Source organism: Blautia sp. SF-50, assembly GCF_900101315.1.
Classification (GTDB): Bacteria; Bacillota; Clostridia; order Lachnospirales; family Lachnospiraceae; genus Blautia_A; species Blautia_A fusiformis.
Genome location: NZ_FMUW01000005.1, coordinates 89149 through 110719 on the forward strand (window position 1 = coordinate 89149; position 21571 = coordinate 110719).

A 21571-nucleotide genomic window follows, 5' to 3' on the forward strand; every position below is an offset into this window, starting at 1 on the left:
TGCAGAGTTTTTGTAAGTCCCCGCACTGCGTTTCGTTGTGGATTCAATCTGATTGAATTTTCTGTTTTGATACTGATATAGTATCAAAATTCTGAAAAAAACGCAAATTCTGAATTTTACCGCTATGTGCAAAATGACGAACAGAAAATTAGGGGAAAATACTGTAAATTTTACTTTGCAGAACGCTGAATTATTGGAAAAATCTTAAAAAAAATTTTTGAAATTCAGCACTGTGCACAAAAAACATGTTAAAAAATTGTCAGCACTGACAAAAAACATGCACACATATGAAGGGCGGCAAAAGATAAAACGCAACACGTAGTTAAAACATTAACGTTAAACTTTTGTCAAACGATCATGTACACATTATAATTTAACTGATTTCAGACGTCAATAGAGAATTTGATAAATAATTCACAAAAATACGGAATGATTTTGATAAAAAATTCACAAAAATATTGTGGCAAAGTAAAGCGTGATAACATAAGAAACCAAAAAACTTGAAATTATTTAAATTTCCAGAATAATTAGGCGGAAATTATCGGGATTTTTTCAGAAATGCAGAAAAAAAACTGCCATACAGGAAATGCTTCCCATATGGCAGTTTATATAAATATAGGTCAGGCGGATAAAAGCATCCGCATTCACTATGCGGCTTTGCGCCGAATTACTGTAAAAGGTTTCTGCTCAACAGTAAATGATAGCCAGGTTCGATCAGCTCTTGCGGAATGCGGCACGTTTTCTGTCTCTGGAGTCCAGAATACGTTTACGGATACGAAGGCTTGTCGGTGTTACCTCAAGAAGCTCATCCTGGTCGATGAACTCAATGGCCTGCTCAAGACTTAAGATCTTTGGCGGAACAAGCTTCAGTGCATCGTCAGCGGAAGAGGAACGGGTGTTGGTAAGGTGCTTGGTCTTGCAGACATTCAGTTCGATATCCTCGGCCTTTCCGTTCTGTCCGATGACCATACCGCTGTAAACCTTCTCGCCAGGTCCGACGAAGAGAGTACCACGCTCCTGAGCGGAGAAAAGACCGTAAGTTACAGTCTCGCCTGCCTCGAAAGCGATGAGGGAACCCTGTTTACGGTACGGGAAGTCTCCCTTGTATGGTGCGTATCCGTCAAACATGGTGTTCAGGATACCGGTACCCTTGGTGGAGGTAAGGAATTCGTTACGGAATCCGATCAGTCCACGGGAGGGGATGGAGAACTCAAGACGTACAGTTCCGTCGCTTGCTGTGCTCATACCCTGAAGCTCACCTTTACGCTCGCTGAGTTTCTGGATGATAGTACCGGAAAATTCTTCCGGAACGTCAACGTATGCGATTTCGATCGGCTCCAGTTTACGTCCACGCTCGTCTGTGTGATAGAGAACCTCCGGTTTGCTGACTGCAAACTCGTATCCCTCACGGCGCATGTTCTCAATAAGAACGGAGAGGTGAAGCTCACCACGGCCGGAAACCTTGAAGCACTCGGTTGTATCGGTGTCTTCTACACGAAGGCTGACGTCTGTGTTCAGCTCACGGTAGAGACGGTCACGAAGGTGACGGGAAGTGATGTATTTACCTTCCTGTCCTGCAAGAGGACTGTCGTTTACAAGGAAGTTCATGGAGATTGTTGGCTCGGAAATCTTCTGGAACGGAATGGACTCCGGGTTGTCTCCTGCACAGAGGGTATCTCCAATGTGGATATCCGCGATACCGGAGATTGCAACAATAGCTCCGATGGTAGCGCTCTTAACTTCAACTTTGTTCAGTCCGTCAAATTCGTAGAGTTTGCTGATCTTTACACGCTCGTGTTTGTCAGGGTCATGATGGTTCAGAAGCATCAGCTCCTGGTTCACGGAAATGGTTCCGCGCTCAACCTTACCGACACCAATACGGCCTACATACTCATTGTAGTCGATGGTGCTGATAAGAACCTGTGTATCTCCGTCCGGATCTCCCTCCGGAGCAGGAATCGCATCAAGGATAGTCTCAAAAAGAGGAGCCATATTCTCAGGCTTATCATCGAGGTTACGAACTGCGTAGCCGGCCTTTGCGGAGGCATACAGGAACGGGCAGTCCAGCTGTTCGTCAGATGCGTCCAGATCCATGAGAAGCTCCAGAACCTCGTCGACAACCTCCTCCGGACGTGCTTCCGGACGGTCGATCTTATTGATGCAGACAATAACATGCAGGTTCAGTTCGAGAGCTTTACGAAGTACAAATTTAGTCTGAGGCATGGCACCCTCGAAGGCGTCCACAAGAAGAATAACGCCGTCTACCATCTTCAGCACACGCTCTACCTCGCCGCCGAAGTCCGCATGACCTGGAGTATCGATGATATTGATTTTTACATCCTTATAATGAACTGCGGTGTTTTTGGAGAGAATCGTAATGCCGCGCTCACGCTCAATATCGTTGGAGTCCATGACACGTTCCTGGACTTCCTGGTTCTCACGGAAAACACCGCTCTGTTTCAAAAGCTCGTCAACAAGTGTTGTTTTACCGTGATCGACATGGGCGATAATGGCCACGTTACGAACATCTTCACGCTTGGTCTTCATATAATCCAAATCCTTTCTTTCCATATATAAGTAATCTTTTTTGTTAAAAATGATGTCCAAATTTATAGTCTATCACATTTTTGTGAGATTACAAGACATAAAAAAATATTTTTGGTTTTTCATTTTTCAGGCATATTATACCGCAAATACACATAGATTGATATAGACGAAATACACGAAGAGGAAGGAGAGCTACTTATTATGGCAGATAAAATTATTGAAAACAATCAGGTATCCGTTATGGGACGGATCGCTACGGGGTTTACTTTCAGCCATCAGGTCTTTGGAGAAGGATTTTACATGATGGATATCCTGGTAAAACGTCTCAGCGATTCGGAGGACAGGATCCCGGTGATGGTGTCTGAGCGGCTGATCGATATCACACAGGATTATGTGGGAGAATATATCGAGATCCACGGACAGTTCCGATCCTATAACCGTCATGAAGAAAAGAGAAACCGGCTTGTGCTTTCAGTCTTTGCCCGGGAAGTGAAGTTTGTGGGGGAGGAAGAAGAAACTGTGCCGGTCAATCAGATCTTTCTGGACGGATATATCTGTAAACCGCCTGTATACAGAAAAACACCGTTGGGAAGAGAGATCGCAGATCTTCTGATGGCAGTCAATCGACCTTACGGAAAATCCGATTACATACCATGTATATGCTGGGGAAGAAATGCCAGATATGCTTCTGCTTTTGAAGTAGGCGGGCATGTACTGATCTGGGGCAGGATCCAGAGCAGGGAGTACATGAAACGGATTAGTGAAAACGAAACAGAAAAAAGGATTGCCTATGAAGTTTCGGTGAGTAAATTGGAATATGTTGAGTAACATTGGATATATTTTGGAATAGTGGTGAGAACATTAAGGTAACACTTGCATTTCCAGCCAATCTGCGGTAATATTAAAAAAATCAGAAAAATGGGGAATTACCGGTTTCACTAACAGTAAGAGGAAAAATCATGGAAAGAGAAATAACAGAGGTTTATTGCGGGAACGGGAAAGGAAAGACAACTCTGGCTGTAGGCCAGGGGCTGCGCTTTGCTACACAGGGAAAAAGTGTGATCATCATACAGTTCCTCAAAGGCAGGGAACGCAGAGAACTGGATTTCCTTGAGGAACTGGATAATTTTGATTTCAAGATTTTCCGTTTCGAAAAAATGGACACCTGCTATAATGACCTGAGTGAGCAGGAAAAGGCAGAAGAGAGAACCAATATTCTCAATGGCCTTAATTTCGCACGGAAGGTAATTGCTACCAGAGAGTGTGATTTTCTGCTGCTGGATGAGATCCTCGGGCTTATGGATAAAGGAATCGCTCCAGTTGAGACGATCATCGATATGCTTAAGCAGAAGGATGAAAGTATGCATATAATTATGACCGGACGCTGGCTTCCAGATGCTTTGAAGCCCTATGTGGATAGTATTACCACGATAACAACAGAGCTGACTGACCAGGAACGGGAATAAGCAATATTTCACAGAAGAAAGAAGGAGGAAGACAAATGGCAATTTTTAAAGGAACAGGCGTTGCAATCGTAACACCTATGCATGAAGACGGTAAGGTGAATTTTGAGAAACTTGAGGAAATCCTTGAGGATCAGATCGCGAACAGCACAGACGCCATCGTTATCTGTGGAACAACAGGAGAATCTTCTACTCTGACACACGGAGAGCATCTTCAGACAATTAAGTTTACAATTGATAAAGTTAACAAACGTGTGCCTGTTATCGCAGGAACAGGTTCCAATTGTACAGAGACAGCGATCATGATGTCCAAGGAAGCAGCTTCCTATGGCGCAGACGCTCTTCTTATTGTAACACCTTACTATAACAAGGCTACACAGAAGGGTCTTATCGCTCACTACACAGCAATTGCCAATGCAGTTCCGGAAACTCCGCTCATCATGTACAACGTACCGAGCCGTACAGGTTGCAACATCCAGCCGGCTACAGCAGCTTACCTTGCAAAGAATGTAAAGAACATTGTCGGAATCAAGGAAGCAACAGGAGATCTTTCCCAGATCGCCAAGATGATGTCTCTTGCAGACGGACAGCTTGAGCTTTACTCCGGAAATGATGATCAGGTACTTCCGATTCTTTCTCTTGGCGGACTTGGAGTTATTTCCGTACTTTCCAACGTTGCACCGAAGTTTACACATGACATGGTCATGAAATATTTCGACGGCGACACCAAGGGAGCAACAGAGGATCAGCTGAAAGCTCTTCCGCTGATCAATGCGCTGTTCAGCGAAGTAAACCCGATTCCTGTTAAGACAGCTATGAACCTTATGGGAATGAACGTAGGGCCGCTTCGTATGCCGCTCTGCGAGATGGAAGAGGACACAAAGGCAGCTCTTGCAAAAGAGATCGAGAAATTCGGCCTTAAGCTTGCTAAATGATCTGACTGTAAGCGAAAGGTAAAGGAGAATATACTATGGTAAAAATCATCATGCACGGCTGCAACGGACATATGGGCCAGGTCATCAGCGGCATTGTGGAGAAAGATCCGGATGCTGAGATCGTAGCAGGTATTGATATTGCAGATCAGGGAAAAAACAGCTATCCGGTATTCACCGATATTGACGCATGTCAGGTAGAGGCAGATGCGATCATTGATTTTTCTTCCGCAAAGGCAACAGACAAGCTTCTTGAGTACAGCGCGGCACGCCAGATCCCGGTTGTTCTGTGCAGTACCGGTTTAAGCCAGGAGCAGCTTGCAAAAGTGGAAGAAACATCCCGAAAGGTAGCAGTTCTGAAATCCGCAAACATGTCTCTTGGTATCAACACACTTCTGAAGCTGGTTCAGGACGCAGCTAAGGTTCTTGCAGCTGCAGGCTTTGATATGGAGATCGTAGAGAAGCATCACCGCCTGAAATTAGACGCACCAAGTGGTACTGCACTTGCGCTGGCAGACAGCATTAATGAAGCTATGGATAACCAGTATCATTATGTATATGACCGCAGCCAGAAACGTGAAAAACGCGATGATAAGGAGATCGGTATCTCCGCAGTTCGCGGCGGAACTATCGTAGGTGAGCACGAGATAATTTTTGCAGGTCAGGACGAAGTGATCGAGTTCAAACATACTGCATATTCCAAGGCTATTTTTGGAAAAGGTGCTGTAGAAGCAGCCAAATTCCTTGCCGGCAAACCGGCAGGACGTTATGATATGAGTGACGTGATCGGCTGATCCTAGCAGATTGAGCCGCAACAGAATAAAATTACAGGTAATACAGACGGGGTTCGTGTAAGATCGGACCCCGTCTTTTTTTGATGAAATTGCGGTTTTTGAAATTTTTCCCAGAATAGGATAGCGGAAAAAGTGCCATATTAGGAATACAGAATTTTTCAGAAAAAGGAGAAGATCATATGAAAAAATGGAAGGCGATTCTTTTTGGTACTTTGCTTACCCTGTCTCTGTGTACATTTACAGCCTGCGGCACAGAGGTAAACAATGCGGATGAAACAGTGGATGAAAAAGATAAAAACACGAAGGATAAGGAAAAAGATACAAACGAAAATACTGCCGCAGAAGATGAAACTATGGAAGAAAAAGCAGACAATGACGGTGTGAAGGACAATGGAGAGAGCATTAAGGATTCCGGCACGGATAACAATGAGATGTCCGATGGAAATATTACCGTGACGCCTGCAGGAAATGGAAATAACGGGACAGCAGCACCCGGAGCTGCGGATGCTGATAGAAACGAAAATGACGGAACTGTATCCGGTGAGCTGGGTGACAGTGTAAAGGACCTTGGCGACGGTGTAGGTAATGCAGTGGATGATATCGGAAACGCAGTGGGAAATGCGGTAGAAGGAAGATAACAGATATTTTACCACAGCATTGCATAAAACTGTTTCAGATGCTATTATCAGTGCATGGAAAGAAAATGGAGGACAGGATTATGAAATTCAGACCATGCATTGATATACATAACGGAAAGGTAAAACAGATCGTAGGAGGAAGCCTGAAGGATCAGGGGGATCAGGCGGCAGAAAATTTTGTGTCAGAGCAGGATGCGGCATTCTATGCAGAGCTTTATAAGAAGGCAGGATTAAAGGGTGGTCATGTGATCCTTCTGAACGGAAAGGATTCCCCGAACTATGAAGCAACGAAAGTCCAGGCACTTCAGGCTCTGGGAAAATATCCCGGAGGGCTTCAGATCGGAGGCGGCATCTGCCCGGAGAATGCGGCAGAATATCTGGAGGCTGGCGCCAGCCACGTGATCGTAACCTCCTATGTGTTTAAAAACGGAGTGATCTCCTGGGAAAATCTGGATAAGATCCGTGATACAGCGGGGAAAGAACATCTTGTACTTGACCTGAGCTGCCGCAAAAAAGATGGCAAATATTATATTGTCACAGACCGATGGCAGAAATTTACAGAAGAGATCGTGACACCGGAGCTGATGGAAAGGCTTGGAAGCTTCTGCGACGAATTTCTGGTCCATGCAGTGGATGTGGAAGGAAAGGCCCGAGGTGTGGAAACAGAGCTTGCAAAGCTTCTGGGACAGTATACAGCCCATCCGGTGACCTATGCAGGCGGTGTGGGCTCTATGGCAGATATTGAAGAGCTTCGAAAAGCAGGTCAGGGCAGACTGGATGTGACTGTTGGCAGTGCTTTGGATATTTTTGGCGGAAGTATACCCTTTGAAGCTCTGGCTAAAATGAAATAGTATATACAAATAGTGAAGCAGATGCTTTTGTCCCATCAATCTTCTGGCACTGGTGTGCAGATATACATTTGTAATGAATTAATTAGATGAAATACTCTAATAGTTGCGCATTCACGACAAAAAAAACATTTTGAAGGAATATATCGAATAAATTTGGAAAAAATTTATGAAATTTTTGAAAAGTGATGTTAAAATTCAATTTAATATGTTATAATAGCAACATAAAACAGCAAAGGGGATGGAAGTCATGAAATTTATTATTAGTGGAAAGAATATAGCAGTAACCGAAGGACTTAAAACAGCTGTTGAGGACAAGCTTGGTAAACTTGAAAGGTATTTCACTCCTGAAACTGAGATTTCAGTAACCTTAAGCGTTGAGAAGGATCGCCAGAAGATCGAGGTAACGATCCCTGTGAAAGGTAACATTATCCGTTCCGAGCAGGTAAGCAATGATATGTATGTATCCATCGATCTAGTTGAAGAGGTAATTGAGCGTCAGCTTCGTAAATACAAGAACAAGATCGTTGACAAGCAGCAGGAATCCACAAACTTCCAGAAGGCATACCTTGATAAGGATTATGAAGAGGATGAGGAAGTTAAGATCATCCGTACCAAGAAATTCGGGATCAAACCAATGTATCCGGAAGATGCATGCGTACAGATGGAGCTTCTCGGACATAATTTCTTTGTATTCTTTAATGCTGAGACAGAGCAGGTTAACGTAGTTTATAAACGTAAAGGAAATACTTACGGACTGATCGAACCAGAGTTCTGATAGGGGATTTTATTATCACAACTGAATATTGAATGGAAGGCTCCGGGAATCTGTGTGAGAAATCGGCAGGTTTCCGGAGCCTTTTATGTCACAGCAAAATCAGGCTTCTTTTCTGTTGCAAGCAATAGGGGAGAATTATATAATGAAGACATATGCGAAAGGAGGAAGGAAAAATGAAAAAGAAGCTTCCTGTGGTGATCTTAAGTGCAGCTCTTGGTATGACCATGATACCGGCTACCTGTATGGCAGCGGAATTTAACAGTGGTGACACCATAAAAGAACAGACTGTGGAGGATCTGGAACTGAGTTCCGGAGAAAACAATACAAAGGATTCCCAAAAGTCAGAAATACAATGGACAGGATTTAAATGGGACAGCTATTCCCAGGCAGAGATAACGCTTACGTCAGCCGTTAACGGCGTTTGCTATTATAAATGGGCAGAGCGGGGGGAAGACGGAAATCCCCAGGTGCCTCAGATCGAGACCGGAAATACCGTGAATGATGAGGTTTTGATCAGTGAGGATGAAGAGTTCGGGATCACACTTGCAGACCTGGATACAGACCAGGCAGTTGATCTGTATATCCAGATTGAGGATGAGAATGGGAAATTAAGTGATCTGAAGCGGATGGAGCTTGATCAGGACAGCCGCCCGGCGAAAAAAACAGATTCTGAGAAAAAACATAAAGCATCCAAACCAAAGGCAGAGGACAGTACGGTAGAGGGGCTGGATTCTCCTCTGGAATTCTACCCGGATACATTTTATGATTTTAAGGTTATCGGTGCAGGTACCGATAATGAGGATCCGGAAAACGGAGACATTAAGTGGGTGCCTGTTTACTGGAGCACATCTGCGAATCCGAATTCCAACCGGATCCGAAGCACCTGGAAGATCGGTTCCAAGGAAGGAATCGACCAGGAGGGAACTTTTAATCTGTATGTTTTCTTCCGCAAATATACCTGCAAGGATTCCAAATGGCAGTCTACGGATAAGATACAGTCTGTACAGTACAAGTTTCAGTCAGCCCCACTTTCTGAAAAATAATACTGTGTGGAGTGCGAATATCTCCTTGACATAACAAATATGTAACTCACGGAGAAAAGGAGGAAGGTAAATGAAGAAAAAAGTTCTGGCACTTTTTTTAAGTGCCGCGCTTTGTGTGACGGTGTTTCCGGCAACCGGTATGGCTGCAGAGTTTGGCAGCGGTGATGCAGAAATCACAGAAAATGCTGGGGACAGCCAGGAGATGTTTTCCGCAGAGGAAACTACAGAGTCTATGGGAGAGACTGAGCAGCCTGCAGAAGACAGTGAGGATATTTCTGAGAAAATGGTGGATAACTCTTCCGATGCAACCATGGAAGATGTGGAAAACGAGGAAAATGCGGAGAACAGCGAGGATGCTTTCGGCGGAGCTGAGGAGGGAGTTTCAGAAGAGATCTCCAGTGAGGATGATCCGGAAGTATTATTGACAGAACTGATACCTGAAGAAACAGAAGACAGTATGGAAGAAGAAAACGCAGAAGCTATGTCAGCGTCAGCTCCGGAGCTGACAGTGACACCGACAGCGGGTCCGGAACCGACAGTGACACCGATAACAGATCCGGAACCGACAGTGACACCGACAGCGGATCCGGAACTGACAGTGACACCAACACCGGTGTCAAAAATAAACGTAAAATGGACCGGAGAAAAATGGGTAAGCCGCAGTTCTGTAAATGTGACACTTAAAGTTGATGCAAACGGAGCCTGCTACTACAAAGCTGTAGCGAGAAAAAAGGACGGAACATCTGATGTTCCGAGGGTCGACACGGGAAACTCTCGTGTGGCGGTTACTGCAAACAGAAGCTTTGTGATATATCTTAAGAATCTGGATATAGAGAAAGAATTTGATCTGTATCTTAAGGTATTGGGTTCAGACGGAAGAACCAGCAACCTGAAAAAATTAAAGTTGAATTACAGGGGAACCCGCCCGAAATATGATGTGACGCCGACGCCAGCCTATACACCTTATATACCGGATGTTAAAGATAGTTTTGTAAGAGGTTTGGATTCTCCGCTGAAATTTACTCCGAATAAATATTATAATTTTACCGTGACCGGTGCGGGAACTACAAATTCAAATCCCGGGCCTGGAGATGTGAAGTGGGTGCCGGTTTACTGGAGTACTTCACCAAATCCAACCGATAACAGGAAGAATACTACTTGGCGGATCGGATCTGCCAAAGGAATAAACAAAGCCGCAACTTATAACATGTATATCTTTTTCCAGAAGTATGTTTATCAGAACTCTGAATGGAAAAAGACTGATGAAGTACAGTCAGCCGTATACCAGTTCCGGTCCGCGGCCTTAACAACTGTAAAGCTCACCACTCCCGGGCTATCCGGCACTTCCAACAGCCCTGCCGGCATCGTCTTCAAATGGAAAAAAGCTGCAAATGCTTCCGGCTATAAGATCTATCGAAGGACCGGAAACAGCAGCAAGTGGGTCAATATCGCTACCGTAAGCGGAAGCAATACGCTGGTCTATACAGACGGATCAGTAAAAGCAGGAACCATGTATACTTATACAGTCCGCGCATACAAGGGCTCTGCTTTAAGTGCTTATAACAAAAACGGCAGCAGGATTGTCCGCCTGACAGCTCCGGTGCAGTACAAACCGTCCAGCAAGGCTTCCGGGAAGCTGACTGTCCGCTGGAAAAAAGCAGCTGGTGCTTCCGGCTATCAGATCCAGTATGCGGCATCAAGGTCCATGAGAGGGTCCAGGACAGTGTCCGCCAGTGCACTGACCCGAACACTTTCCGGTTTGAAAAAGGGAAGCACTTATTATGTTCGTATCCGTGCATACAAAAAAGTGAGCGGAAAGACATATTACGGTGCCTGGAGCAGTGTGAAAAATGTAAAAGTAAGAAAATAAGATCTGTAATATCCCGCGGGATCCTCGAAAACAGGATCCTATGCGGGATATTTTCTGTTGTTCCTGACATGATTTGTTAAATAATTGTTCATTGTTTTTATAACAGGAAAGTGGTAGAATATATACCATATGTGATCCAGTATAACGGATATCAACAGAGAACTGGAATGATCCAAAATTGGACAGATCAGAGACAGCAGTCTTATTCGAATAAAATGATTGGAGCAGAAACATGAATGTTTTTTCAAAAGTATTTGGAACCCGCAGCCAGCGTGAGGTAAAACGTATTATGCCGCTGGTTGAGAAAACCGAGAGCTATCAGTCTCAGATGCAGCAGCTTACGGATGAGCAGTTACGAGACAAGACAAGAGAATATAAGAAACGTCTTGCAGAAGGTGCAACACTGGATGATCTTCTTCCGGAGGCATTTGCCACCGTACGTGAGGCAGCCAAGCGTGTACTTGGAATGGAGCATTATCGTGTACAGATCATCGGTGGTATCATCCTTCACCAGGGCCGTATCGCCGAGATGAAAACAGGTGAAGGTAAAACTCTTGTTTCCACACTTCCTGCATACCTGAATGCTCTTGAGGGTAAAGGTGTTCACATCGTAACCGTCAACGACTACCTGGCAAAACGAGATGCCGAGTGGATGGGTAAGGTTCACGAGTTCCTTGGCCTGACTGTAGGCGTGGTACTTAACGACATGAAGCCGGAAGAGCGTCGTGCGGCATACGGATGTGACATCACATACGTAACAAACAACGAACTTGGATTTGATTATCTTCGTGACAACATGGTCATCTATAAAGAACAGCTTGTTCAGAGAGATCTTCACTACTGTATCATCGATGAGATCGACTCTGTCCTGATCGATGAGGCACGTACACCTCTGATCATTTCCGGACAGAGCGGCAAGTCCACCAAGCTTTATGAGGTGTGCGATATCCTTGCACAGCAGCTGGAGCGTGGTGAGGCCAGTCATGAGATGACCAAGATGGCAGCTATCATGGGTGAGGAGGTTATCGAGACCGGTGACTTCGTTGTAAATGAGAAAGATAAGATCGTCAACCTTACCGAGCAGGGTATCAAGAAGGTTGAGAAATTCTTTAATATCGAGAACCTGGCAGATCCGGAAAACCTGGAGATCCAGCACAACATCATCCTTGCACTTCGTGCACATAATCTGATGCACAAGGATCAGGATTATGTTGTAAAAGATGACGAGATCCTGATCGTTGATGAGTTTACCGGACGTATCATGCCGGGCCGTCGTTACTCCGATGGTCTTCATCAGGCGATCGAGGCGAAAGAGCATGTGAAGGTTAAGAGAGAGAGCAAGACTCTCGCAACCATTACCTTCCAGAACTTTTTCAACAAATATGACAAAAAAGGCGGTATGACAGGTACAGCCCTTACCGAGGAAAAAGAGTTCCGTGATATCTACGGCATGGACGTTGTAGAGATCCCGACCAACCGTGTAGTACAGCGTAAAGACCTTGACGATGCTGTTTACATGACAAAGAAAGAGAAATTCAACGCCGTTGTAGAGGCAGTTAAGGAAGCTCACGCAAAACATCAGCCGGTACTGGTTGGTACGATCACCATCGAGACTTCCGAGCTTCTCAGCAGAATGCTGAAGAGAGAGGGAATCCCCCACAATGTATTGAATGCCAAGTTCCATGAGCTTGAGGCTGAGATCGTAGCTCAGGCAGGACAGGCAGATGCCGTTACCATCGCGACCAACATGGCAGGTCGTGGTACCGATATCAAGCTTGACGATGTGGCAAGAGAGGCCGGCGGTCTGAAGATCATCGGTACCGAGCGTCATGAGTCAAGACGTATCGATAACCAGCTCCGTGGACGTTCCGGACGACAGGGAGATCCGGGTGAATCCCGTTTCTACATTTCCCTTGAGGATGACCTGATGCGTCTGTTCGGTTCCGAGAGACTGATGAAGGTGTTCACATCCCTTGGTGTTGAGGAGAATGAGCAGATCGAGCACAAGATGCTTTCCAATGCCATCGAGAAAGCCCAGGAGAAGATCGAGTTCAACAACTTCGGTATCCGTAAAAACCTTCTCGATTATGACCAGGTTAACAATGAGCAGAGAGAGATCATCTATGAGGAGCGCCGCCAGGTACTTGACGGTGAGAATATGCGTGATGCCATCTATAAGATGATCACAGATATCGTAGACAGCATGACAGACATGTGCTTCTCCGATGACATGGATTCTTCTGAGTGGGATCTTGATGAGTTCAACACTGCGATCACTCCGATCATCCCGATCCACCCGCTGACCGCAGAGAAGGTAAAAGGCCATAAGAAAGATGAGATCAAGCACATTGTGAAGGAAGAGGCTGTGAAGCTTTATGAAGCAAAAGAGGCTGAGTTCCCGGAACCGGAACAGCTTCGTGAGCTTGAGCGAGTTGTCCTTCTGAAATGCATCGACAGCAAATGGATGGATCACATCGATGATATGGAAATGCTCCGTCAGGGTATCGGTCTGATGGCATATGGCCAGAGAGATCCGGTTGTTGAGTACAAGATGAACGCATTCGAGATGTTTAACAGCATGATCAGCTCCATTCAGGAAGACACTGTACGTATGCTGTATCATGTTCATGTAGAGCAGAAGATCGAGCGTGAGCAGGTTGCTAAGGTAACCGGCACAAACAAAGATGACAGCGCAGGCCCGAAGAAACCGGTTCAGCGAAAAGAAGATAAAGTATACCCGAATGATCCGTGCCCATGCGGAAGCGGCAAGAAATACAAACAGTGCTGCGGACGTAAGGCTGCCAAGATCTGAGAAGGAAGATAAAAATAGTCTCACCCGGATGATGCGGTGGGGCTATTTTTTCTGGGATTTCTGTTACACAGGAACAGAGTACAGCGAATATTAAATAATAGTCATATAGACTTGTCTGATTTTTCATATGCTACGTTGTCGTCAATCGCCGTAGCCATCGCTACGCTTCATTCCCTCACCCTGCATATGAGAAAGTCATCCTGCGTCAATATAACAGATACTTAATTTTCGCTGTAAGAGAAGGGACATGATAATATGGCAATTATAAAAACTGCAATTCTTCAGACACATGTATATACGGATAAATTTCGCAATATCACCCAGGCAGCAGAACTTCTTGCCAGCCCGGAGCTTCAGGGGATCGATCTGGCAGTCCTACCCGAAATGTTCTGCTGCCCCTACGAGAACAAATACTTTCCGGAATATGCGGAACCAGAGAGGGGAGATACCTGGGAAAAATGTTCCCGACTGGCGGCAGAACACGGAATTTATCTCGTAGCAGGAAGTATGCCGGAGAGAGATGAAGCCGGCAATATTTATAACACTTCCTATGTCTTTGACAGAAATGGTCATCAGATCGGTAAACACCGGAAGATGCATCTTTTTGACATTGATGTAAAAGGCGGTCAGTATTTTAAAGAATCCGATACCCTGACACCGGGAGACCAGGTGACGGTTTTTGATACAGAATTTGGAAAGATGGGCCTTTGCATCTGTTACGATTTCCGCTTCCCAGAGCTTGCCAGGCTGATGGTGGACGAAGGCGCCCAGGTGATCATCGCGCCGGCTGCTTTTAACATGACAACAGGGCCCCTCCATTGGGAGCTGATGTTCCGCCAGAGAGCCGTGGATAACCAGGTATACACCATCGGAGCTGCACCCGCCAGAGACCTGAACGCCGGGTATCATTCCTGGGGTCACTCCATTGCCGCAGACCCCTGGGGAAAAGTCCTCATGGAGATGGAAGAGAAGCCGGCTGTGAAGGTTGTGGAACTGGAACTGGACGAGGTAAAAAAAGTCCGTGAGCAGCTGCCGCTTTTGAAGCACAGGAGAGGGGATATTTACGCCCTGACCACGTTTTCGTTGTAATTTCCATGCCCATATGGTATTGTATAAGACAGGCAGGAAATCCTGTATCAATATATAGAAAGAAGGTGAAGCTGTGGTTGAGTTAGATCAGTTCAAGAGTATTCTTGCAACATACACAGAGCCATTAGTGGAAGTGAGGGATTCACTTTGACCTCGCTAACAAAGAGCAGAAGGTCGAAGAATTAGAGCGCGAGATGGAAGCGCCTGATTTCTGGGATAATGCGGAAGCATCCCAGATGAAGATGAAACAGTTAAAGAGTCTCAAGGACGATATTGAGACATACCATAATCTGGAAACGCAGATGGAAGATATGGAAACTATGATCGAGATGGGATATGAGGAGAATGATCCTGAGATCGTCCCTGAGATCCAGGAAATGCTGGACGAGTTCCAGGCAAGCTTTGACAGCATCCGTGTGAAGACACTTCTTTCCGGAGAGTACGACGGAGAGAACGCCATCATCAAGCTGAACGCAGGAGCCGGCGGAACAGAGGCTTGCGACTGGTGCGGAATGCTTTATCGTATGTACAGCAGATGGGCGGAGAAGAAGGGCTTTGCGCTGGAAGTTCTGGATTACCTTGACGGTGATGAGGCCGGTGTGAAATCCGTAACCTTCCAGGTGAACGGAGAGAACGCCTACGGTTATCTGAAATCCGAGAAGGGTGTTCACCGTCTTGTACGTATTTCTCCGTTTAATGCAGCAGGAAAGAGACAGACCTCTTTTGTATCCTGCGATGTTATGCCGGATATCAAGAAGGATCTGGATGTTGAGATCAATGATGACGATATCCGTATCGATACCTACCGAAGCAGTGGTGCCGGTGGACAGCATATCAACAAGACATCCTCTGCGATCCGTATCACCCATTTTCCGACTGGAATCGTGGTACAGTGCCAGAATGAACGTTCTCAGCACATGAACAAGGATAAGGCTATGCAGATGCTGAAGGCCAAGCTGTATCTGCTGAAACAGCAGGAAGCTGAGGAGAAGCTTTCCGGCATTCGAGGCGAAGTAACAGATATCGGCTGGGGAAACCAGATCCGTTCCTATGTCCTGCAGCCATACACCATGGTAAAAGACCATAGAACCAATGAAGAAACCGGTAATGTTGACGCAGTTCTGGACGGTGGTATTGACATTTTTATCAATGCATACCTGAAATGGATCGCGCTGGCGAAAAAGAAAGAATAACATTACTGTCACGGAACCCCATAAAGACAGAGAAAAGGACTCCGCAGGCAAAAAAGCGCTTGTGGAGTTTCTTTTATTATGATAATATATCTCTTGTACAAAAACAGTTGTCTTTATGAAACGGACAGGAGGCTGCTGGCCACAATGTGAACAGCAGTCAGAGAGGTTGCTATGCAGAAACAGGTTGAAAAGAAAAAATACTATGTAGTAAGAGAACGGGCAGTGCCAGAGGTACTTCTCAAGGTGGTTGAGGCCAAGAGACTGCTGGAATCCAAACGGGTGGCTACTGTTCAGGAAGCTGCTGAAAGGACCGGGATCAGCCGCAGTTCTTTTTACAAATATAAGGACGATATTTTTCCTTTCCACGAGGAGACCAAGGGAAAGACCATCACCTTTATCATTCAGATGGACGATGAGCCGGGGCTTTTATCAATGGTGCTGCAGACGATTGCCCGTTTTCACGGTAATATCCTGACCATACATCAGAGTATTCCCATTAACGGAGTCGCAACGCTGACGCTGAGCGTTGACATCCTTCCGGGAGAAGGCGACGCAGAGGCTATGGTGGAGAATATTGAGCAGAGAGACGGTATACACTATTTGAAAATTTTAGGCAGGGAGTAAGCATATGATAAACATAGCAGTATTAGGCTACGGTACAGTAGGAAGCGGAGTTGTTGAAGTCATCAACACCAATCATGAGAGTATTAACAAGAGAGCTGGAGATGAGATTAACATCAAGTACGTTCTTGATTTAAGAGATTTTCCGGGAGATCCGGTTGAGAAAGTTCTGGTTCATGATTATGAAGTGATTGTAAACGATCCGGAGGTAGATATTGTTGTTGAGGTTATGGGCGGGATCGAGCCGGCTTATACCTTTGTAAAAAGAGCGCTTCAGGCAGGAAAGAGCGTAAGCACATCCAATAAGGCTCTGGTAGCCAAGCATGGTTCCGAGCTCATGGAGATCGCAAAAGAAAAAAATATCAATTTCCTTTTTGAGGCAAGCTGCGGCGGCGGTATCCCGATCATTCGCGCACTGAATTCTTCACTGACAGCAGATGAGATCGATGAGATCACAGGAATCCTTAACGGAACCACCAACTACATGCTTTACAAGATGAGCACAGAGAACTGTGATTTTGATACGGTTCTGAAGGAAGCTCAGGCAAAGGGCTATGCAGAGGCAGATCCGACTGCAGACGTAGGAGGTGCTGACGCATGCCGTAAGATCGCCATCCTTTCTTCACTTGCATACGGAAAATTCCTGAATTACGAGGATATTTATACAGAAGGAATCACAAAGATCACACCGGCAGATATGGAATATGCAAAAGAGCTTGGCATGACTATCAAGCTTCTTGCCACAAGCCGCAGGATCGGAGATTCTTTCTATGCAATGGTAGCGCCGTTCCTGGTAGGCCAGAGTAGCCCGCTTTACAGTGTAAATGATGTGTTTAATGCAGTATTTGTGCACGGAAATGTTCTTGGAGATGCCATGTTCTACGGAAGCGGAGCAGGTAAGCTTCCGACTGCAAGTGCAGTAGTTGCAGATGTTGTGGATGAAGCAAAGCATCTCCACAGAAATATCATGACAAACTGGAGCAGCTATGCCTTGAAGCTTATGGATATGGATGAAGTTGAGGGACGTTTCTTCGTACGTGTGTCTGATACTACTATGGATGAAGTGGAAAAAGCTTTTGGTGATGTACAGACCATCGAGCCGGATGACCTTCCGGACGAATTCGGATTTATCACACCGGTGATGAAGCAGGCTGAATATTATGAGAAGATCAGCAAGCTCACCGGAAAAGTACTGGCAATGATCCGTGTAAAGGATTGATGCCGAAGGGAAGAAAAGAACATGTTGATTGTAAAAAAATTCGGCGGTACTTCTGTGGCAAACAAAGAGCGTATCTTTAATGTTGCCAGAAGATGTATCGAAGATTACAAAAAAGGAAACGACGTGGTGATCGTGCTTTCTGCAATGGGTAAGTATACCGATGAGCTGATCACCATGGCAAAGGATATCAATGACAAACCTCCGAAACGTGAGATGGATATGCTTTTTACCATCGGAGAGCAGATGTCAGTGGCACTGATGTCCATGGCTATGGACAGTCTGGGAGTACCGGCTGTTTCTCTGAACGCTTTTCAGGTAGCTATGCACACAACAAGTGCACATGGCAGCGCACGCCTGAAAAAGATCGAGGCGGCACGTATCCGCAGAGAGCTGGATAACCGCAGGATCGTTGTGGTCACAGGCTTCCAGGGCATTGATAAATATAATGACTATACCACACTTGGACGTGGCGGTTCTGATACCACAGCTGTAGCTCTTGCGGCAGCGCTTCATGCAGATGCCTGTGAGATCTATACCGATGTGGACGGTGTTTATACCGCTGACCCGCGTAAGGTTCCGAATGCCCGCAAGCTTAAGGAGATCACTTACGATGAAATGCTGGATCTGGCAACTCTGGGTGCGGGAGTGCTTCATAACCGTTCTGTGGAGATGGCAAAGAAATACGGCGTGCCGCTGGTGGTACGTTCCAGTCTCAACAACAGCGAAGGAACTGTGGTAAAGGAGGAAGTAACAGTGGAGAGAATGCTGATCAGCGGTGTTGCTCTGGATACAGATGCAGTACGTATTGCTGTGATCGGACTTAAAGATTCACCAGGAGTGGCATTTAAGCTTTTTGATACCCTGGCTAAGAAAAATATCAATGTGGATATGATCCTTCAGTCTATCGGCCGTGCCGGAACCAAGGACATTTCCTTTACTGTTGATAAAAATGATCTGGACGATGCAATGGGTGTTCTGGAAGCTAACCAGGCACGCATCGCCTATTCTGAGCTTCATGCGGAGAAAAACATTGCCAAGCTTTCTATTGTAGGAGCAGGTATGATGAGCAATCCGGGTGTTGCTGCAAAAATGTTCGAGAGCCTTTACAATGAGGGTGTGAACATCAATATGATCGCAACATCTGAGATCCGTGTGACGGTTCTCATTAACGAGAAAGATGGCGTACGTGCCATGAATGCGGTACATGATGCGTTTAATCTTGCAGACTAAACAGATGTGAAATATGAGAATATGATATATCTGAAGTAAAAAATGACGGGGCGGAGGCTTGGATGAGTCTCCGCCTTCTATAACGAAGGGATACAGAATTATGAGAAAAAATCTGAAGGGCTGTAAGAAGCTGGCAGGGGAAACTCTGGCCGGTAATTTTACGGTCCCTGTGATCGGGAGTATTGCGGTTGCGGCGATGAGCGCAGTTTCAAGCTATATTTCCACAGCACTTTTTCCGGGAGATTCCCTGTATGCGATCATTGGAGGAGAGGTATTCAGCTTTGTCCTTTCTCTGGTGATTTGTATTTTTTCCGCAGGACTTTACCGGATCTATCTGAATATTTCCAGAAGGGAAGCCTACTCTTTCGGAGACCTTCTGTACTTTTTCAGCCATCAGCCGGATCATGTGATCGTGGCATCCTTTGTGCTGGCATTGATCAATCTGGTGACATCACTTCCACTGGCGTGGTTTTCTTTTACAAGCAATATGGGAAATACAACGGAGGAGCAGATGAACTGGGCAGTAACTTACATGCTGCTCACACTTCTCGGGTTCGCGCTGAACCTGCTGGCAGCTATGCCGTTCACCATGAGCTATTACATCCTGTCCGATAATTCGGACATAAAAGGAGTGCAGGCACTGAAAGCCAGTGCAAAGCTTATGAAGGGACATTACTGGGAATATATGAAAATGCTCTTAAGTTTTGTTCCGTGGATCATTTTTTCCATATTTACATTGTATCTGGCACTGATCTGGCTGGTGCCTTATATAGAAACCTGTATGGCAGTTTTCTATCGGAATATTTCCGGAGAGTTTGATGAACCTCCGGTGGATTCTTATCCTCCGGTAACTCCGATCCCGCAGTTCCATGATGAAACCGAAGCCTGATCGCCTTCCGGGAGGATGTTTTCCCTTTCCGGGAGGATGCTTGAGACGTAGGTGATGCCCTTTCCGGGGGATGCTTGAAACGCAGGTGATGCCCTTTCCGGGGGGGATGCTTGAGACGTAGGTACTTTCCCTTTCAGGGGGACCATTTTGGCATGGGCAGGTACGAGGGGGAAAGCACTCAAAGTTGCGAAGCCCGCTTTTCCCCCTCGAGCTCCCCCTTTCCGGGCACGCAGCTATTGTAGGCTGTAGAAATATGTGAAGATATTGGAGGGGCGATGGATTCTACTACGTTGGCTGTGGAAGGTCGAGCCGATTTATGCTAACGTAAATATATTGGCAAAGCCTGTTCCTGAATAACAGCGATACACCACAATCCAGAGAACAGGCCCGCTACGCAGTCCACTTTCCCATTCAGCCAGAAGCGATAAACAGTGAAGAAGCAGTAAACAGTGCCGAAGCAACAATCGGCTCAGCCTGCTACTGTCGGTACAGCAGAATACAGTGCCGAAGCAATAATCGGCTCAGCCTGCTACTGCCAGTGCAGCAGAATACAAGACAGAAGCAATAATCGGCTCAGTCTGCTACTGCCAGTGCAGTAGAATACAGTGCCGAAGCAATAATCGGCTCAGCCTGCTACTGCCAGTGCAGCAGAATACATGGCAGAATCAATAATCGGCTCAGTCTGTCACTGCCGATACAGCAGAATACAGGACTGAGCCGATACACTTACACATTCCACAACGCATCACAGCGGCGTGGCCAGGAGGGGAAGAGCGCGAGAAGGGGAGACGGCCTTCGCAACTATGAGTGCTTCCCCTTCTCGCAAATTACCCACTTTCAAAAAGTGAAAACTATAATCCAAAAAAATCAAACCATCCAATTTCCTCTCACTTCAAAAGGTGAAAACTACAATCCCAAAAAATCAAACTATCCAATTTATCTCACTTCAAAAAGTGAAAACTATAATCTAAAAAATCAAACCACCCAATTTCCCCTCACTTTAAAAAGTGAAAACCATAATCCAAAAAGCAAACCACATAATTATAGATTCAAAGGAAGTCGTCCCACAACCTCCTTTGTCAACCCACCTATGAGAATTCCCGCCAGGACTCCTGCCACCAGCAGTGCCGGTGCATAAACCATCAAACTCGTATTGCTCACCACGATCATGGCAACGATCAGCTGCCCGATATTATGTGTGACACCACCGGCCACACTGATACCGATCAGACTGAAGCCGGAATGTTTTTTCAAAAGCTCCATCACAGTCAGGCTAAGCGCAGCGCCAGCCAGACTATACAAAATACTGAACAGATTTCCAAACATAAATCCGATCACCAGGATTCTGACAACGGACACGAGAGCCGCTTCTTTAAAGGAATATCGGTCCAGTATAAAAAGCACCGCCAGGTTTGCAAGCCCGAGCTTGATACCCGGAATCCCTGTAAATACAGGGACCAGAGACTCCACATATCCAAAAATGATTGCTACTGCGGCAAATAATCCGAGATAAGCTGTTTTTCGTTTCATAAATAAATCCTTTCATTTGTTGCAGGAATATCGTTGCAGGAATAGCACAGACAGAATACCGTCTGTCAGAGAAAA

At 45.8% G+C, this 21571-nt stretch carries 18 protein-coding genes; 16 read left to right on the forward strand and 2 right to left on the reverse strand.

Annotation, left to right across the window (positions count from 1 at the left end):
• Positions 1 to 714: 714 nt before the first annotated feature.
• Positions 715 to 2547 carry a translational GTPase TypA gene (typA, locus tag BLP57_RS04715; protein WP_059086972.1) on the reverse strand — a complete coding sequence of 611 codons (1833 nt, stop codon included), beginning with the start codon at positions 2545 to 2547 and terminating at the stop codon, positions 715 to 717.
• Between the two features lie 201 nt (positions 2548 to 2748).
• Between typA and BLP57_RS04720 the strand changes: the two genes are divergently transcribed.
• The 16 genes from BLP57_RS04720 (at position 2749) to BLP57_RS04795 (ending at position 19966) form a co-directional block, all read left to right on the forward strand.
• A complete protein-coding gene (locus BLP57_RS04720) occupies positions 2749 to 3375 on the forward strand; it encodes a single-stranded DNA-binding protein (protein ID WP_015526248.1) in 627 nt (208 codons plus the stop codon).
• Positions 3376 to 3506: 131 nt separating this feature from the next.
• A complete protein-coding gene (locus tag BLP57_RS04725) occupies positions 3507 to 4013 on the forward strand; it encodes a cob(I)yrinic acid a,c-diamide adenosyltransferase (RefSeq protein WP_022427335.1) in 507 nt (168 codons plus the stop codon).
• A gap of 35 nt (positions 4014 to 4048) precedes the next feature.
• Complete coding sequence (dapA, locus tag BLP57_RS04730; RefSeq protein WP_015526246.1) at positions 4049 to 4945, forward strand: 4-hydroxy-tetrahydrodipicolinate synthase; 897 nt, start codon at positions 4049 to 4051, stop codon at positions 4943 to 4945.
• Positions 4946 to 4980: 35 nt separating this feature from the next.
• Positions 4981 to 5736: a 4-hydroxy-tetrahydrodipicolinate reductase gene (gene dapB / locus BLP57_RS04735; RefSeq protein ID WP_015526245.1), complete on the forward strand. Its 756-nt coding sequence runs from the start codon at positions 4981 to 4983 to the stop codon at positions 5734 to 5736.
• Positions 5737 to 5915: 179 nt separating this feature from the next.
• The gene (locus BLP57_RS04740) at positions 5916 to 6374 is read left to right on the forward strand and encodes a hypothetical protein (protein WP_021652687.1); all 459 of its coding nucleotides are present in this window, start codon (positions 5916 to 5918) and stop codon (positions 6372 to 6374) included.
• 80 nt (positions 6375 to 6454) lie between these two features.
• Positions 6455 to 7225 (forward strand): phosphoribosylformimino-5-aminoimidazole carboxamide ribotide isomerase, encoded by a 771-nt coding sequence (gene hisA, locus BLP57_RS04745; RefSeq protein WP_092069760.1) that lies wholly within the window; start codon positions 6455 to 6457, stop codon positions 7223 to 7225.
• A 247-nt stretch (positions 7226 to 7472) separates the two neighbouring features.
• Positions 7473 to 8000, forward strand: a complete 528-nt coding sequence (gene hpf / locus BLP57_RS04750; protein ID WP_015526242.1) for a ribosome hibernation-promoting factor, HPF/YfiA family — start codon at positions 7473 to 7475, stop codon at positions 7998 to 8000.
• Positions 8001 to 8173: 173 nt separating this feature from the next.
• Positions 8174 to 9043, forward strand: coding sequence for a hypothetical protein (locus BLP57_RS04755; protein ID WP_092069763.1), 870 nt, complete (start codon positions 8174 to 8176; stop codon positions 9041 to 9043).
• Positions 9044 to 9113: 70 nt separating this feature from the next.
• Positions 9114 to 10913, forward strand: a complete 1800-nt coding sequence (locus BLP57_RS04760; protein ID WP_092069766.1) for a fibronectin type III domain-containing protein — start codon at positions 9114 to 9116, stop codon at positions 10911 to 10913.
• Between the two features lie 232 nt (positions 10914 to 11145).
• Positions 11146 to 13725 carry a preprotein translocase subunit SecA gene (gene secA / locus BLP57_RS04765; RefSeq protein WP_092069768.1) on the forward strand — a complete coding sequence of 860 codons (2580 nt, stop codon included), beginning with the start codon at positions 11146 to 11148 and terminating at the stop codon, positions 13723 to 13725.
• A gap of 255 nt (positions 13726 to 13980) precedes the next feature.
• A complete protein-coding gene (locus tag BLP57_RS04770; protein WP_092069772.1) occupies positions 13981 to 14814 on the forward strand; it encodes a carbon-nitrogen hydrolase family protein in 834 nt (277 codons plus the stop codon).
• Between the two features lie 73 nt (positions 14815 to 14887).
• Positions 14888 to 16007 (forward strand): peptide chain release factor 2 gene (gene prfB, locus BLP57_RS04775; RefSeq protein WP_110104007.1). Its coding sequence is split into 2 segments (ribosomal slippage): positions 14888 to 14962 and positions 14964 to 16007, totalling 1119 coding nucleotides; the frame shifts between segments, so codons are not numbered across the junction.
• Between the two features lie 171 nt (positions 16008 to 16178).
• A complete protein-coding gene (locus tag BLP57_RS04780) occupies positions 16179 to 16631 on the forward strand; it encodes an ACT domain-containing protein (protein WP_021652696.1) in 453 nt (150 codons plus the stop codon).
• 4 nt (positions 16632 to 16635) lie between these two features.
• Complete coding sequence (locus tag BLP57_RS04785) at positions 16636 to 17847, forward strand: homoserine dehydrogenase (RefSeq protein ID WP_021652697.1); 1212 nt, start codon at positions 16636 to 16638, stop codon at positions 17845 to 17847.
• 21 nt (positions 17848 to 17868) lie between these two features.
• On the forward strand, positions 17869 to 19077 hold the full coding sequence (locus BLP57_RS04790) for an aspartate kinase (protein WP_059086692.1): 1209 nt from the start codon (positions 17869 to 17871) through the stop codon (positions 19075 to 19077).
• 100 nt (positions 19078 to 19177) lie between these two features.
• Complete coding sequence (locus BLP57_RS04795) at positions 19178 to 19966, forward strand: DUF975 family protein (RefSeq protein WP_092069774.1); 789 nt, start codon at positions 19178 to 19180, stop codon at positions 19964 to 19966.
• A 1041-nt stretch (positions 19967 to 21007) separates the two neighbouring features.
• Here the strand turns inward: BLP57_RS04795 and BLP57_RS04800 are convergent.
• Entirely contained in the window at positions 21008 to 21496 is a 489-nt protein-coding gene (locus BLP57_RS04800; protein WP_015526232.1) for a Gx transporter family protein, read from the reverse strand.
• Positions 21497 to 21571: the final 75 nt, after the last annotated feature.

Bases quoted from the DNA above. Each gene is read 5' to 3' on its own strand.
- typA (WP_059086972.1), bottom strand. From the start codon at position 2,547: ATGAAGACCAAGCGTGAAGATGTTCGTAACGTGGCCATTATCGCCCAT.
- BLP57_RS04720 (WP_015526248.1), top strand. From the start codon at position 2,749: ATGGCAGATAAAATTATTGAAAACAATCAGGTATCCGTTATGGGACGG.
- BLP57_RS04725 (WP_022427335.1), top strand. From the start codon at position 3,507: ATGGAAAGAGAAATAACAGAGGTTTATTGCGGGAACGGGAAAGGAAAG.
- dapA (WP_015526246.1), top strand. From the start codon at position 4,049: ATGGCAATTTTTAAAGGAACAGGCGTTGCAATCGTAACACCTATGCAT.
- dapB (WP_015526245.1), top strand. From the start codon at position 4,981: ATGGTAAAAATCATCATGCACGGCTGCAACGGACATATGGGCCAGGTC.
- BLP57_RS04740 (WP_021652687.1), top strand. From the start codon at position 5,916: ATGAAAAAATGGAAGGCGATTCTTTTTGGTACTTTGCTTACCCTGTCT.
- hisA (WP_092069760.1), top strand. From the start codon at position 6,455: ATGAAATTCAGACCATGCATTGATATACATAACGGAAAGGTAAAACAG.
- hpf (WP_015526242.1), top strand. From the start codon at position 7,473: ATGAAATTTATTATTAGTGGAAAGAATATAGCAGTAACCGAAGGACTT.
- BLP57_RS04755 (WP_092069763.1), top strand. From the start codon at position 8,174: ATGAAAAAGAAGCTTCCTGTGGTGATCTTAAGTGCAGCTCTTGGTATG.
- BLP57_RS04760 (WP_092069766.1), top strand. From the start codon at position 9,114: ATGAAGAAAAAAGTTCTGGCACTTTTTTTAAGTGCCGCGCTTTGTGTG.
- secA (WP_092069768.1), top strand. From the start codon at position 11,146: ATGAATGTTTTTTCAAAAGTATTTGGAACCCGCAGCCAGCGTGAGGTA.
- BLP57_RS04770 (WP_092069772.1), top strand. From the start codon at position 13,981: ATGGCAATTATAAAAACTGCAATTCTTCAGACACATGTATATACGGAT.
- BLP57_RS04780 (WP_021652696.1), top strand. From the start codon at position 16,179: ATGCAGAAACAGGTTGAAAAGAAAAAATACTATGTAGTAAGAGAACGG.
- BLP57_RS04785 (WP_021652697.1), top strand. From the start codon at position 16,636: ATGATAAACATAGCAGTATTAGGCTACGGTACAGTAGGAAGCGGAGTT.
- BLP57_RS04790 (WP_059086692.1), top strand. From the start codon at position 17,869: ATGTTGATTGTAAAAAAATTCGGCGGTACTTCTGTGGCAAACAAAGAG.
- BLP57_RS04795 (WP_092069774.1), top strand. From the start codon at position 19,178: ATGAGAAAAAATCTGAAGGGCTGTAAGAAGCTGGCAGGGGAAACTCTG.
- BLP57_RS04800 (WP_015526232.1), bottom strand. From the start codon at position 21,496: ATGAAACGAAAAACAGCTTATCTCGGATTATTTGCCGCAGTAGCAATC.